The sequence below is a fragment of the Marinobacter lacisalsi genome (assembly GCF_042651045.1).
In the GTDB taxonomy this organism is placed as follows: Bacteria; Pseudomonadota; Gammaproteobacteria; order Pseudomonadales; family Oleiphilaceae; genus Marinobacter; species Marinobacter lacisalsi.
The window spans coordinates 16,408-29,777 of the sequence record NZ_JBHSDI010000062.1; the positions used below are offsets into that span (position 1 = coordinate 16,408).

Below are 13,370 nucleotides of genomic sequence, written 5' to 3' on the forward strand. Positions count from 1 at the left end.
AAGCGGGGCTCGCCCTGTCAGCTGTTGCCGAGGCCGATCACCGGATTTTCCTCAACCGCATCGTTGGCCGCAGCCTGTGCTCGCAGCGAGCGAATGCGCCGGCTGAAGGCCAGCCTCGCTTTCTGTTCCAGTTCAAAGGCATGCATCACCCGTGCGCGGGTATGGGCCTGTCGTTCCAGGGTGGTGGCGTACTCCCTGGCGGCGCTCAGCCCCAGTACCATGGGCCACCGGGTCCGGGCCGATGTTGAGATGGGCGAGTCGGCGGGCAGGCCGGTGGCGTCTGGCAACAGCCTTTCGATGGCCTCCATGGGGGCCGGGTCCAGGGCCAGGGCATAGGCGATGATCCGCTCGGGGATGTCATCGGTGCTGGCATGGAACTCACTGACCCAGTGGCCCCACTCCGATTCCGGCGACCAGGTCGCGGTGGTCATGCCCAGCGTTTCCAGGTGGGTCAGCAGTTGCTGGCTCTGCCTGTCCTGGTCGGCCAACAGGGCGCCCAGGCCCGCCAGCCGTTCGTTGCCGGGGGTGCCGCTGAGCCATGAGTCGATAAAGCGGCTTTCCTCCTGAAGGTACCAGTACCGGAACTGGAGCCACTCGATCAGCTGCAGGCGGGTCAGGGGACACTCCCCCTCCGACAGGCTGGGTGTTTGCTGCAGTGCTTCCCTGCGTGCCTTGACGGTCTGGGCCAGGTCGTCGAAAAAGGCCGTCGGGTCCTTGGCCGGTCGTGGTCCGAGCGTTGCGGAATTCATTTGGTCTGTCCTTCTGTTCGCCTGGCTGGAGTCGCGGGTGTAACCGGAGTTACCTACTTTGGACGGGTTTTGCAGGATGTGTGCCAGCCAGAGGCGTTAATTCGTTTGTTGTTAAGATCCTTGTAAATTAGTGAACAGGCGGTCAGTAAAGCTGACTTGTTGTGGTGCAGGTCGGTTACGAGTGGTCGTCGGCGGTGCGTGCCACGCCGTATTGGCACGTAGAAAAGGGCGACAGGCAGGGCGTGGCGGGCTCCCCATCGTGGCACATGGATTGCTCAGAAAGCTGAGCGATTGGGCAGGTTATAGCAGGAATGTGCCATGCCCGGTTTTGATGGTCGGTCGGTGCGGGCCATAGAAGGTGGCAAAGTAGGAGGGGGCACCGGCTGAGGGCAGGGAAGGGCCGAGTTTCAGAAGATCCAGGCGATCAGCAGCCATAGCACAATGAAGAACAGGAAGAAGCCCAGCAGCATGAACTGCAACTCGCCCAGCAATCCGTCCCCGGCGGCTATGGCGAAGATGACAAGCACCACCATGGTGGTGGCAAAGGCAATAATGGCGGCATCTTTCAGGTCGACGCCGGACGCCAGGTAGGCCTGGTTGAAATCGGCCAGCATGGGCATGGCCAGCAACGCGGCGCCCGCCAGTGCTGCGAGCAGGATGAGCAGCACAATGGCGAGGGTTCTGGCTTCCTTCTTGTCCTTGGAGTCGTTATCAGTCGTCATTATTACGCCTGCTGCTGTGCCTTGATCAGCGTTCTGAGTTCGTGGGGGTTGGGCAGCCCGGCCACTTCAATCTCAGGATTGTCGCCGGCGGTATAGATGGAAATCTTGCCGACACCGAAGATGCGGTTGAAAAACGACTGGTACACGTTCACCGACCGTATCCGCCGCACGTCCAGCTCCATCCGTGCCTTGCTGAGCAGCCCTTTCTCGAGGACGAGATCATTGCCCACGAACTCCAGTTTGGTGGACATGCACTGAAGGTACCACCACAGCAGGATCAGGATCCCGACGGCGACCGGAATCAGTAGGATGGCCAGGATGAACCCCAGGGGATTGTTGCGGAACATGGACGGATGCTCTGAATATTGTGGCTCCACACGGGACTCCTTGAGATAGCGGCAAAATGCACAGGCATTAGACCACCTGTGGGCGCAAATTTCGACTCTGGTCCACGGCTTCCCTGTCTGTAACCGGGCCGAGCGGTCCAGCGTCCTGTTATCTCTCCAGCAGCCTGGCCGCCATCCGGTTCTGCTCCTCAATGATGTGGGGCAGTGACCGGGGCAGCAGCTGGCCATCCTCGATAACCACTCGACCATTGATGATGCTCCAGCTGACCCGGGGCGGGGTACAGAACACCAGTGATGCGATCGGGTCGCTCTGGCCGCCGGCCATGGCAATATCATCCGTGCGGAAAGCCACGATGTCGGCACAGTAACCCACCTGAATCCGGCCCAGGGCATCGTCCCGGCCCAGCACTTCAGCGCCGCCCCGTGTGGCCATGCGCAGGGCTTCGCGGGCGGTCATGTCGCCGGCGTTCTGCTCCCGTACCCGCGCCGACAGCATCGCCAGCCGGGCTTCGTCCAGCAGGTTGCCGCTGTCGTTGGAGGCGCTGCCATCTACCCCCAGGCCCACCTTGACGCCCGCGTCCAGCATTTTCCTGACAGGGGCGATGCCGGAGGCCAGCCGCATGTTGGAGCAGGGGCAATGGGCAACGCCGGTGCCAGTGCGGGCGAAGAGGGCGATACCGGGTTCGTCCAGGTGTACACAGTGGGCATGCCAGACATCGCTGCCCACCCAGCCCACATCTTCGGTGAACTCCGTCGGTGTCATGCCGTAGCGCTCCTGGCTGAACGCCACGTCCTTCCAGTTCTCAGCGGTATGGGTGTGCAGGCCAACCTTGAGGGACCGGGCCATGGTGGCGGCTTCCCGCATCAGGTCAGTGGTCACGGTAAACGGTGAGCAGGGCGCCAGCGCCACCCGCACCATGGCGTCGGGGCTGTGGTCGTGGTGGGCCTCCACCACCCGCTGCATGTCCTCCAGGATGGCACCCTCATCCGCTTCCACTAACGCATCCGGCGGCAGCCCGCCCTGGCTCTGGCCCAGGCTCATAGCGCCCCGGGCGCCGTGAAAGCGCATGCCCATTTCCGTGGCCGCCTGAACACTGTCGTCCAGGGTGATGCCGTTGACGTGCAGGTAAGCGTGGTCCGCCGCTGTGGTGCAGCCGGACAGCATCAGCTCCGCCATGGCGGTGCGGCTGGCGGCCCGTTGCATGGCCGGGGTGATGTTGCGCCACACCGGGAACAGGGCACTGAGCCAGTCAAAGAGTTCGCCGTTCTGGGCCGCGGGCAGTGCCCGGGTCAGGGACTGGAACATGTGGTGGTGGGTGTTGATCAGCCCGGGGATGACCACGTGACCGCTCAGGTCAATCGTGCGGTCTGCGGTGTCCGGGCATTCCGCCATGGGGCCGAGCGCGTCTATGCGGTTGCCTCTGATCAGAATATAGCCGTCATTAATCTCGCGCTGATCATCGTCCATGGTGGCGATAACTCTGGCGTTCTTCAGTAGCAGTGTTTGCGTCATTGCTGGAATGTTCCTGTGGCGGAGACTGGAGTGCTTTCCCTATGCAAGAGTAATGCCTCGCTGCATCGGCCGAAAGGCTGACTTATTGGTCATAAAAGTGGCACTTCGCACCTGTTTGAAGCACGCGTAGCCGAGGAAGTACCTATAAACAGGCGCATCGACGTGTTTTACGAGGTGGCATAGCCGTTGCAAATAACCTGACCAGTTGGCTAATAAACTTAAGGGAAAGCGGAGGCAGTATGGCGGATAAGGTCGGGAGAATTCCCGTTATTGATTTCGGGCCTTTCCTGGAAGGAGATGAGGCAGAGCAGCAGGCGGTCGCTGAACAGATGCGCCAGGCCAGCCGGGACTGGGGCTTCTTCTACCTGGCAAATTGCGGAATGCCGGCGGACCAGCTGGCAGAGGCCTTTGCGGCGTCGAAGGCGTTCTTTGCCCTGCCGACGGAAGAGAAGAACCAGGTTGCCTGGCAGAGCGCGGAAAGCAACCGTGGTTACGTGGGGATCAAGCGGGAGCGACTGGATCCGGCCCGGCCGGGTGACCTCAAGGAAGCCTTTAACCTGGCGCCGGAACAGCCGCAGCCGGACGCCCACAGGAACCTCTGGCCCGAGGGACACCCAAAGTTCGAGAAGACCATGACCCGGTTCCTGGATGAGTGCATCCACACCGCGGACCGGGTGCTGCAGGCATTTGCCCTGGCCCTGGGGCAGTCCGCAGACTTCTTTGTGGACGCCCACAACCTGCACCATCACACCCTGCGGTTACTCCATTACCCGCCGCTGCCCGAAGGCTTCGAACCTCATGATGGCGAAAGCCGTGCCGGCGCCCACACCGACTATGGCAGCATCACCCTGCTGTTCCAGGACGATGTGGGTGGTCTGGAGGTGCGCACCCGCGCCGGCGAGTGGATCCGGGCCACCCCGATACCCGGCACCGTGGTGGTGAACACCGGTGACCTGATGCACCGCTGGACCAACCACGTGTTCTGCTCCACGCCCCATCGGGTGAACGTGGCGCCGGAACATCGTCATCGCGACCGCTATTCCATCGCCTTTTTCTGCCATCCCAACAAGGATGCGGTGATTACCTGTATCGACACCTGTGCCACGGCGGAGAACCCGCCTCTCTATGGTCCGATCACCGCCGGGCAGCATCTTCACGAAAAGCTCACCAATACCTACGGAACCTGATTTTCCCAAACGAGGAAGTAATCATGACAAGATTGAAGACACTGGCAGCCGGAATCACCCTGTCCTTCGGCGCGCTTTCCGGTTTTGCCAAGGCGGAGGAACTGATCCCGGTCACCGTGGCGACCACCTGGTACGCCCAGGCGGAGCACGGCGGCATCTATGCCGCCAAGGCCATGGGTATCTACGAGGAGCACGGCCTGGATGTGACCATCAAAATGGGTGGCCCGCAGGTGAATAACGTCCAGCTGCTGATGGGCGGCTCGGTGGACTTCATCATGGGCTACGCCCTGCAATCCTTCAATGCGGTGAGCCAGGATATTCCGCTGGTTACGGTGGCGGCCTTTTTCCAGAAAGACCCCCAGTCACTGGTGGTGCATACCGGGGTCGGGCATGACTCGCTCGAGGACCTCAAGGGCAAACCCATGCGCGTACCCACCGCCGGCCGGGTGGCCTACTGGCCCTGGCTGAAGACCGAGTACGGTTACACCGACGACCAGTTGCAGGCCTACGACTACAGCTTTGCGCCGTTTATCCAGAATGATCAGACCATCCAGCAGGGCTATGTCACCAACGACGGCTTCTTCCTGGAACAGGCCGGGGTTGAAGGCAAGAGCCTGCTGCTGGCGAACTACGGCTGGGAAGCCTACTCCGCCACCCTGGATACCACCCGCGAGATGGTGGAAGAAAATCCGGAGGTGGTCCAGAAGATGGTGGCCGCCACGGCCGAGGGCTGGAAAGCCTACTTCGAGAACCCTGAGCCTGCCAACGCCCTGATCAAGGAAGACAACCCGGAAATGCAGGATGAATTGCTGGCGTACAGCCACGCCAAGATGCAGGAGGAAGGCATCCTGCTGTCCGGCGCAGCTGAGGAAGGCCAGTACGGCATGATGACTCGCGAGCGCTGGCAGGCCTTTTTCGAGGATATGGTGGCGGCGGAGACGCTGCCGGAGGACCTGGCCTGGGAAAAGGCCTTTGACCTGAGTTTTGTGGAAGCGGTTTACGCTGACTGAGTGGTGAGTCAATCAATGAGAAAAGGGGCGTACGTTGCGCCCCTTTTCTCGTTACGCTTATTCCGACGGCATCCATCGGTGGCGCCTTGTCAGAACCTGCCCTTGGAGGATTCTTCCTGTAAACGTTCCACCAACCACACCTTGATGATGGATTGGCGGGTAACGCCGATGCGGGCAGCCTCCCGATCAAGCGACTCTACAACCCAAGCCGGAAAATCGACGTTGATTCGCTTGGGCTCCTGATTCACCCGGCGAGCCGTGGATAAGTCGAGATCTTCAACGATATCCTCCTCGCCTTCCTCAAATTTCTTATCGAAGTCTTCAGCTTTCATAGAGCTCAACCTCCGCTTTGCGAGACCGCCTGACTGATATCAGTCGAATACGCTCCCCGCGATATGTGATGACAGCCGACCAATGCTTGTCATCAATTTTTCCGACCAGCAGGAATCTTTCTTCATCATCAGATTTTGCCCGGATTTCGATCAGGTATGGATCGTTCCAAAGCCTCTGGGCGGCCAGAAAATCGATGCCGTGCTTATCCTTGTTGGCCTTGCTTTTGTTCTCGTCGAACTCGAACGCTTCCATGAGTATAAATTATTCCCTTTTTACTCATGCTGCAATAGTTGGTGGTCACCGTCAATGGTCGACAAACGCTGCGAGGGCTTCGGCCACGGCCCCTGGAGCCGCCACCTGCGGTACATGACCGGTATCCAGAGACACCACCTGTGCCCCGGGCACCAGGGCCTGCATTCGACGCTGCACGGGCAGGATTACCGAGCGGTCCTGGCGGGCCTCCACGTAAAGCCTTGGCAGTTGCCCGAATCGCTCTGGGGTCCATTGGGGCACCAGCACACGGCTGCCTTCCGCCTGCGGACCGAAGCGGGGGATTGCCTGTTCTGCCTCCGATTCACTGACATCCTGCAGGAAAATATCGCGAATGGCGTGAGCGGGAACCCGGGAGACCTGCCGCCCGGCGTCCCAATGCAGATACGGGCCGATGCCGGCCGCTGCCGGGTGTTCATCCACCATTTCGGCGACGACCTCGCCAAAGCCGGTGCCAGAGGGGAGCATCATACCCGCCAGGTAGGCGACGCCAACGACCCGCTCATGGATCGCCTCAGCCAGTTGCGTGGCCACGGCGCCGCCGCCGGAATGGCCCACCAGCAACAGCGGCCCATCCACGTTTTCCAGACGCTGTTCGAGATCCTTCACGCATTGGTGCAGTGATGCTTCCTGCGGCTTACCCAGCCGCTCGCCACAGCCCGGCAGGTCCGGTGCGAGCACCATGAATCCACGTGCCTCAAGCAGCGGCGTGATGGTGTCCCACACCCAGCCGCCGGCCCAGGCCCCATGGATCAGCACCGCCGTCATCCTGGGTTCAGGCATAGGTCCTCCGGTACATCTCCATCAAATGAGCTTCCACGGTAGTCGGCGGGTAATGAGTTTGGTCACCTTCCGCGAGGCACGCCGGCAGGCAGGTCACCTCGTGGTCCGGGTTGCCGCTGTAGAAGAAGGGCACCGAGTAGCGTTCCGCGCCCGATGTATTGACTACCCGGTGCAGGGTGGAGCGGTAGCGGTCATTGGTCCAGCGGGCAATCATGTCCCCGAGGTTGACCACGAAGGTCCCGGGAATCGGCGAGGCGTTGATCCAGCGGTTGTTGGCGGCATCCCAGACCTGAAGGCCGGGATGGTCGTCCAGCAGCAGGATGGTGACACCGCCGAAATCGGTATGGGCACCGCAGCCTTTTTCCCCGGGAGCGGGGCTTGGGGGTTGCGGCGGATAATGCAGCAGCCGCAGGGTGGACATGGGATTGTGACAGAAGGCGTCGAAGTAGTTGCGGGGCAGGCCAATCGCCAACGCCAGTGCTTCCATGATTCGGGCACTCAGGTCGTTCATGGTTTCAAAGTATTTCGTCATGGTCTCCTGGAACGCAGGCAGACCTTCTGGCCACTGGTTGGGGCCCTGATTGAAGCGCCCTGCCTGAACCCGCGGGTCTGACTCGTCCAGCTCCTCGCCAATATAGAAGCCTTCCTTGAGGTCCGGCGGGCTGCCCGGCTCCAGGGTCTGTCCCCTGAGGGGCTCATAACCGCGGTTGGCACGGGAACGGGCCTTGTGAATCGCCTCCTTTTGCTCCGTAGGCAGGTCGAACAGGGCACGGGACTCGCGAAACACCGCCGCAATCAGCTCGTCGGCAATACCGTGGTTGCTGACATAGAAGAACCCCGTGTGCAGGCAGGCGTCGTTAAGGGCGCTGGCCAGGTGGTCCCGCTCCTGATCGGTTCCCGCCAACAGGGAAAGGTCGATGACGGGCAGGGCGGTGCCCGGTGGGTGCGTGCTCATGGCATGGCTCCAGGTTGGTCGTTCTATATTGTCCGAATGGTCAGCAATTCATGAAGCGTGCCAGAGCCGCCGTGGTTGCCCCTGGTCATTCATTCTTGGCAACGGTGCCTGGTGACCGTCTTTAACGCTGAGCTAGCTGCGGTCGTACAGCCTCATATCGGGGCGTGTCGTGTTTTTATGCACTGGATTCGGGCGCATCGCCAGGCCTCTTGAGGGATGAATCGTGGAGCTGGGCTTCGCGGCTGGTCGGTATCTGTCTCCGTCACCTTCCCGGCGCCAACGAAAAACGCGCGATTTTCAGCGCTTTTGACAATCGGTGGCGGGATTGTTGCAGCAACACCATCAAGCTGGCCTGCCCTTTGCTTTCTTTAGATAAAACCTGACCGAATGATCAATAAATTCGGCGAGCGATAAACCATGAAAGGGGAAAGCACATGCGAAAGGGTTTCACACACTCATTACTGCTGGTCGCCTCACTGGCTGGCGGGCTGATCAGCCAGGCCGCCCTGGCTGCCGACCAGGTGACCTTCCAGTTGGACTGGCTGCCGGGCGGGGACAAATCCCCGGTCTATGTAGGCGTTCAGGAAGGCTTCTTCGAGGAGGAAGGACTGGAAGTGAACATCGCCAGCGGCCGTGGCTCCACTGATGCCATTACCAAGATCGCCACCGGCCAGTCTGACATCGGCAGCGCTGACATCGGCGCCCTGATGGCGGCCAAGGCCCAGGACGACAGTCTGCCGGTGAAGGTGGTTTACAGCATCTTCAACCAGGCTCCCCATGCCTTCTTCACGCTGGAGAAGAGCGGCATCACAGAGATGACTGACATGGATGGCAAGAAAGTCGCCACCTCGCCGTTCACCTCGTCCAATGCTTTCCTGCCGTTGGTGCTGAAAGAGAACGGCATGATGGAAGGCGCCGTCAGCCTTACCAAGGCAGATCCGGGGGCGCTGGGGCCCATGCTGATGAGCGGCGGCACCGACGCCATTATCGCCTGGGTGACCAACATCGCCCTGTTTGAGGATCAGGCCGAGGCTACCGGAAACGAGCTGGTGGTATTGCCCTGGTCGGACGCTGGTCTGGAACTGTATTCCTCGTCCATTGTTGCCAGCGAAAAATTCCTGAATGAGCGTCCGGATGTGGCCAAGCGCTTCATGCGCGCCTTCGACAAGTCCCTGAAGTTCACCCACGACAACCCCCGCCAGGCAGCGGAAGCCCTCAAGACCATGGTGCCGGAAGTGGATGTGGACGTTGCCACCGCGCAGATCGGAGACACCATGAAACTGGTGGTCAATGATGTGAGCGAACGGGATGGTCTGGGCGCGCTGACCGAAGAGCGGGTGGCACTGACCTGGAACTGGGTCTCCCAGGCGGAAAAGCTGGATGCCGACGCCCTGGACCCGGAAGTGATCGTTGATCGTACCCTGCTTGAGGCCCTGTAAGCATGACCGAACCGGCCACCAACCGTTCGTTTGTCCGGCTCAGCGGAGTCGGACACCGGTATGACCCCGATCCGTCGGTACCACCGGCTGTAACCGGCATTGACCTGGATATCCGCCGCCATGAATTTGTGGCGGTGGTGGGGCCGTCTGGGTGTGGCAAGTCGACCTTGCTGCGGATGATCGCCGGGTTGCTAACACCGTCCGAAGGCGAGGTCTCCGTGCTCGGCCTGCCGGTCACGGGCCCCCGGGATGATGTGGGCATCGTGTTCCAGAAGCCGACCCTGCTGCCCTGGCTGACGGTGCGCAAGAATGTCCTGTTCCCGCTCAGGCACAAGTTCGGTCGCTACGGCCGTGACGATGAAAAGCGGGCCGACGAACTGCTGGCCATGGCGGGGCTGGAGAGCTTTGCCGACAAGATGCCGGATGAGCTGTCCGGGGGTATGCAGCAGCGCGTCGGTATAGTCCGCGCGTTGCTGCTGAATCCCGACATCCTGCTGATGGACGAACCTTTTTCAGCCCTGGATGCCATGACCCGGGAGCAGATCGGTTTCGACCTGCTGAAAATCTGGGAGGAAAACCCCAAGACCGTGTTGTTCATTACCCACTCTATCGCCGAGGCGGCGCTGCTGGCGGACCGGGTGCTGGTGATGAGCAAACGCCCCGGCACCTTACTGGAAATGATAGACGTCGACCTGCCGCGGCCACGCACCACCCGGACGATCTCCGAACCCCGGTTCGGGCAACTGACCGAACGCCTGAGGAAGCATATCTATGAACCTGACGCTGCCTGAGGGCAAGGCCAGGGCCTCGCTTCTGATGGTGTCGCCCTGGCTGTTTTTCCTGGCCCTGATCCTGTTGTGGGAGCTGGTCTGCCAGGTGTTCTCGTTGCCCGAATACGTGCTGCCGGCACCGACAGCCATTGTGGATGCCTTCTTCAAGGTGGAAATGAGCCGATGGTTCACCCATCTGTGGGTGACCCTGCGGGTGGCACTGATGGGGTTCGCGGTCTCGATTGTGGTGGCGATCCCCATTGCCATTGCCATGATGCGTTCGGAGCTTCTCAGCCGTACGCTCTACCCCCTGCTGGTGGTGATCCAGTCAACGCCGGTGGTGGCGGTGGCGCCTCTGATCATCGTACTGATGGGCTCCGACGATCCGTCACGGGTGCTGATCACCTGCCTGCTGACCTTCTTCCCGTTGGTGGTCTCCACCGCTACCGGCATCAACGAGACGCCGTCAGAACTCGTCGAGCTGAGCCGCTCACTGGACGCGCCGCTGCGCCGGGAAACCTGGCAGATCCGCATACCCTATGCCGTCCCCCACATCTTCAGTGGCCTGCGGGTGGCCATCACCCTCGCCATTATCGGCGCAGTGGTGGCGGAGTTTGTGGCGGCGGAGGAAGGGCTGGGCTATTTCATTCAGTTCTCCACATCGTTCTTCCGCATTCCCCAGGCTTTCGCGGGGCTGTTCTTCCTGGCCGTGGTGAGCCTGTTGCTGTTCAAGTCCGTGCAGTGGACGCAGCAGTGGTTCTTTCCCTGGAGCCTGCCCCGCAAGGGCGGCCATTGACCAAGAGGAGTGTTCCTTTGGCGCAGACAATGCAACCAACCGAAGACGATCTTCGGCTGATCCGCAAGACCCTGGACCTGGCCGGCAGCGCTGCGGCCCAGGGCATCCACCCGTTCGCCGCCCTGCTGGTGGACGAGCAGGGTGAGGTGTTGATGACCCAGGTGAATGCCTACCTGCCGCACCAGGACATGACCGGCCACGCCGAGCGGGTGCTGATGACCCGTGCCAGTCAGACCTGGCGCCCCCATGAAATGGCCGGTTTCACCATGTATGTATCGGTGGAACCCTGCTGCATGTGTGCCGGCGCCGCCTACTGGGCGGGGCTGGGGCGGCTGGTGTACGGCGTCAGTGAGCACCGTCTGAAACAGATGACCGGCAACCATCCCGAAAATCCCACGCTGGACCTTCCGTGTCGTCAGGTATTTGCGTCCGGCCAGCGGGCGGTGGAGGTCCTTGGACCGTTGCTGGAGGACGAAGCCGCAGAAGTCCATGAAGCCTTCTGGCGCAACCAGACTCAGTGAGAATGTCATCATGAACGAAAGTCGCGTCACTATCGTGGTGGACTCCCGCTACGGCAGCACCCTGGCTCTGGCGAAGGCCATTGCGGATGGCGCCCGCAGCGAAGGTGCCGAGGTTCGCCTGTGCCGGGTGGAGATTGATGAGCCAGAGTTCAGTGTGGACACCGAGCGGGATGACTTCATAGCTGCCCAGGCGGAGTATCGCGACCTGCCAAGGGCCAGTGCTGCTGACCTGGAGTGGGCCGGGGGCATCCTGTGGGGTTCGCCCACCCGCTATGGCCTGATGAGTACGCCGCTGCGGGCTTTTATCGATGAAGTGGCGCCGCTGTGGCGACAGGGTGCGTTGATCGGCAAGGTCGGAGCCGCCTTCACCTCCACGGGAGGCATGCATTCCGGTAACGAGATGACCCTGCTGTCGCTGCTGCTGCCGTTCCTGCAGCACGGCATGGTGCTGGCCGGCGTGCCCCACAGCGTGCCGGAACTGGTGCGAACCACCAAAGGCGGCTCACCTTACGGTGCCTCGGTGGTTACCGGCTTTGACGGCACCCTGGGCGTGGATGCCAATGAACTGGCCATCGCCCGTGCCCTGGGTGCCCGGGTCGCACGCCTGGCCCGGTGGGTTGAGGCGGAACCGGCCTCGGTGGAGCTGGCTGCCTGTTCCGGATCCCCATGAACTTTCGAAGCGTTGTCTTCCTTTGTTGCCGCCTCCGGGCGGCTTTTTTATGTCTGATCGGGTCGGGCTGAGGGTATTCGTGCTGGGCGATACCGGTGCAGTGAGCCTGCATCCGGTTCAGTCTGGTGCATTCATCTGGTTCTTGTGAGTCTTCAAGGCACTGAAAAATAGGAGTTATTCGTTGATCTGGTGACTGGCACGGCGGTTGCTTTTGAAAACCTGAACAAATGGTCAATTAAAGCGCCGCGGCAGTCGCCGGTGCTCACAGGAGAGACTCAATGGCACCAAGAAACCCCATGGCCCTCGGTGGCCCGATCATGATCGCTGGCTTGCTGGCCCTGTCTCCGGTGTCTGCCGAAGAGCTGGACAAGGTGGTGTTCGGCACCAACTGGTACGCCCAGGCCGAGCACGGCGGGTTTTATCAGGCCCTGGCCACCGGCCTGTACGAGGATTACGGGCTGGATGTGGAAATCAGGATGGGCGGGCCGCAGGTCAACGGCACCCAGTTACTGGTCACCGGGCGTTACGATCTGCTGATGGGCTATCCCATTGGCAACGTCAATGCCGTCGAGAAGGGCCTGCCGGTAATGACCGTGGCGGCGTCCATGCAGGGCGATCCGCAATCGCTGATTGCCCACCCCCACGTGGAATCCCTCGAGCAGGTCAGGGAAGAGGGGCTGCCGGTGTATGTGGCCACCTTTGCCCACTCCACCTTCTGGCCCTGGCTGAAGGCGGAATACGGGTTCACAGATGACGTGGTGCATGCCTATACCTTCAGCGTCGCGCCGTTTCTCAATGACAAGGATATCGTCCAGCAGGGCTACCTGTCGTCAGAGCCGTTCGCCATCCGCAAGGGCGGCATCGAGCCCAATGTCTTCCTGCTGTCGGACCATGGCTACCCTCCCTACGCCACCACCATTGAAACCACCACCGACATGATCGAGGAGCGGCCGGACGTGGTGAAGCGGTTCGTGCAGGCCAGCATGGAGGGCTGGAAGAGCTACCTGGAAAATCCGGCTCCGGGTAATGAGCTGATCCGCAAGGAGAACCCGGAAATGACACCGGAGCAGATCGCCTACGGCATCGAAAAGATGAAGGAATACGAACTGGTGACCGGAGGCGATGCCCAGACCATGGGCATTGGTGTGATGACCGAGGCGCGCTGGCAGAAGATCAAGGACTTCATGGTGGAAGCGGGCCTGGCGTCTGCAGACCTGGACCTGAACGACGTCTACACCCTGGAGTTCCTGCCCGAAGAGCCGGTTCTGCCGTAGAAAATCAACACCCTGATGCCGGCCGGGCAAC

Annotated in this window: 16 protein-coding genes; 8 read left to right on the plus strand and 8 right to left on the minus strand. The window is 61.2% G+C overall.

Annotation, left to right across the window (positions count from 1 at the left end):
• Positions 1–17: 17 nt before the first annotated feature.
• The 4 genes from ACFOZ5_RS17940 to ACFOZ5_RS17955 all read right to left on the minus strand — a co-directional run bounded on the left by ACFOZ5_RS17940 (position 18) and on the right by ACFOZ5_RS17955 (position 3,331).
• Entirely contained in the window at positions 18–749 is a 732-nt protein-coding gene (locus tag ACFOZ5_RS17940; protein ID WP_379889901.1) for a hypothetical protein, read from the minus strand.
• 407 nt (positions 750–1,156) lie between these two features.
• Positions 1,157–1,471, minus strand: a complete 315-nt coding sequence (locus ACFOZ5_RS17945; protein ID WP_379889903.1) for a hypothetical protein — start codon at positions 1,469–1,471, stop codon at positions 1,157–1,159.
• A 2-nt stretch (positions 1,472–1,473) separates the two neighbouring features.
• Positions 1,474–1,848, minus strand: coding sequence for a PH domain-containing protein (locus tag ACFOZ5_RS17950; protein WP_379889905.1), 375 nt, complete (start codon positions 1,846–1,848; stop codon positions 1,474–1,476).
• Between the two features lie 118 nt (positions 1,849–1,966).
• On the minus strand, positions 1,967–3,331 hold the full coding sequence (locus ACFOZ5_RS17955) for an 8-oxoguanine deaminase (RefSeq protein WP_379889907.1): 1,365 nt from the start codon (positions 3,329–3,331) through the stop codon (positions 1,967–1,969).
• 239 nt (positions 3,332–3,570) lie between these two features.
• Between ACFOZ5_RS17955 and ACFOZ5_RS17960 the strand changes: the two genes are divergently transcribed.
• Both ACFOZ5_RS17960 and ACFOZ5_RS17965 read left to right on the plus strand, forming a co-directional pair.
• Positions 3,571–4,518, plus strand: a complete 948-nt coding sequence (locus ACFOZ5_RS17960) for an isopenicillin N synthase family dioxygenase (protein WP_379889910.1) — start codon at positions 3,571–3,573, stop codon at positions 4,516–4,518.
• A gap of 23 nt (positions 4,519–4,541) precedes the next feature.
• Positions 4,542–5,528, plus strand: a complete 987-nt coding sequence (locus tag ACFOZ5_RS17965; RefSeq protein ID WP_379889912.1) for an ABC transporter substrate-binding protein — start codon at positions 4,542–4,544, stop codon at positions 5,526–5,528.
• Between the two features lie 89 nt (positions 5,529–5,617).
• Here ACFOZ5_RS17965 and brnA read toward each other — a convergent pair whose 3' ends face one another.
• Genes brnA through ACFOZ5_RS17985 form a run of 4 tightly spaced genes read right to left on the minus strand, consistent with a single transcriptional unit; the run spans position 5,618 to position 7,869 of the window.
• On the minus strand, positions 5,618–5,860 hold the full coding sequence (brnA, locus tag ACFOZ5_RS17970) for a type II toxin-antitoxin system BrnA family antitoxin (protein WP_379889914.1): 243 nt from the start codon (positions 5,858–5,860) through the stop codon (positions 5,618–5,620).
• Positions 5,850–6,113: a BrnT family toxin gene (locus tag ACFOZ5_RS17975; protein WP_379889916.1), complete on the minus strand. Its 264-nt coding sequence runs from the start codon at positions 6,111–6,113 to the stop codon at positions 5,850–5,852. The genes brnA and ACFOZ5_RS17975 overlap by 11 nt, the downstream gene beginning before the upstream one ends.
• 51 nt (positions 6,114–6,164) lie before the next feature.
• Positions 6,165–6,914, minus strand: a complete 750-nt coding sequence (locus ACFOZ5_RS17980; protein ID WP_379889918.1) for an alpha/beta fold hydrolase — start codon at positions 6,912–6,914, stop codon at positions 6,165–6,167.
• Positions 6,907–7,869: an isopenicillin N synthase family dioxygenase gene (locus ACFOZ5_RS17985; protein ID WP_379889920.1), complete on the minus strand. Its 963-nt coding sequence runs from the start codon at positions 7,867–7,869 to the stop codon at positions 6,907–6,909. The genes ACFOZ5_RS17980 and ACFOZ5_RS17985 overlap by 8 nt, the downstream gene beginning before the upstream one ends.
• A gap of 434 nt (positions 7,870–8,303) precedes the next feature.
• Here ACFOZ5_RS17985 and ACFOZ5_RS17990 point away from each other — a divergent pair, with 434 nt between their 5' ends.
• The 6 genes from ACFOZ5_RS17990 (at position 8,304) to ACFOZ5_RS18015 (ending at position 13,339) form a co-directional block, all read left to right on the plus strand.
• Complete coding sequence (locus ACFOZ5_RS17990; RefSeq protein ID WP_379889922.1) at positions 8,304–9,308, plus strand: ABC transporter substrate-binding protein; 1,005 nt, start codon at positions 8,304–8,306, stop codon at positions 9,306–9,308.
• Between the two features lie 2 nt (positions 9,309–9,310).
• Complete coding sequence (locus ACFOZ5_RS17995; protein WP_379889924.1) at positions 9,311–10,099, plus strand: ABC transporter ATP-binding protein; 789 nt, start codon at positions 9,311–9,313, stop codon at positions 10,097–10,099.
• The gene (locus ACFOZ5_RS18000) at positions 10,080–10,874 is read left to right on the plus strand and encodes an ABC transporter permease (protein ID WP_379889926.1); all 795 of its coding nucleotides are present in this window, start codon (positions 10,080–10,082) and stop codon (positions 10,872–10,874) included. The genes ACFOZ5_RS17995 and ACFOZ5_RS18000 overlap by 20 nt, the downstream gene beginning before the upstream one ends.
• A 29-nt stretch (positions 10,875–10,903) precedes the next feature.
• A complete protein-coding gene (locus tag ACFOZ5_RS18005) occupies positions 10,904–11,395 on the plus strand; it encodes a nucleoside deaminase (protein ID WP_379889928.1) in 492 nt (163 codons plus the stop codon).
• Between the two features lie 10 nt (positions 11,396–11,405).
• On the plus strand, positions 11,406–12,065 hold the full coding sequence (gene wrbA / locus ACFOZ5_RS18010) for an NAD(P)H:quinone oxidoreductase (RefSeq protein WP_379889930.1): 660 nt from the start codon (positions 11,406–11,408) through the stop codon (positions 12,063–12,065).
• A gap of 278 nt (positions 12,066–12,343) precedes the next feature.
• Positions 12,344–13,339 (plus strand): ABC transporter substrate-binding protein, encoded by a 996-nt coding sequence (locus tag ACFOZ5_RS18015; RefSeq protein WP_379889933.1) that lies wholly within the window; start codon positions 12,344–12,346, stop codon positions 13,337–13,339.
• Positions 13,340–13,370: the final 31 nt, after the last annotated feature.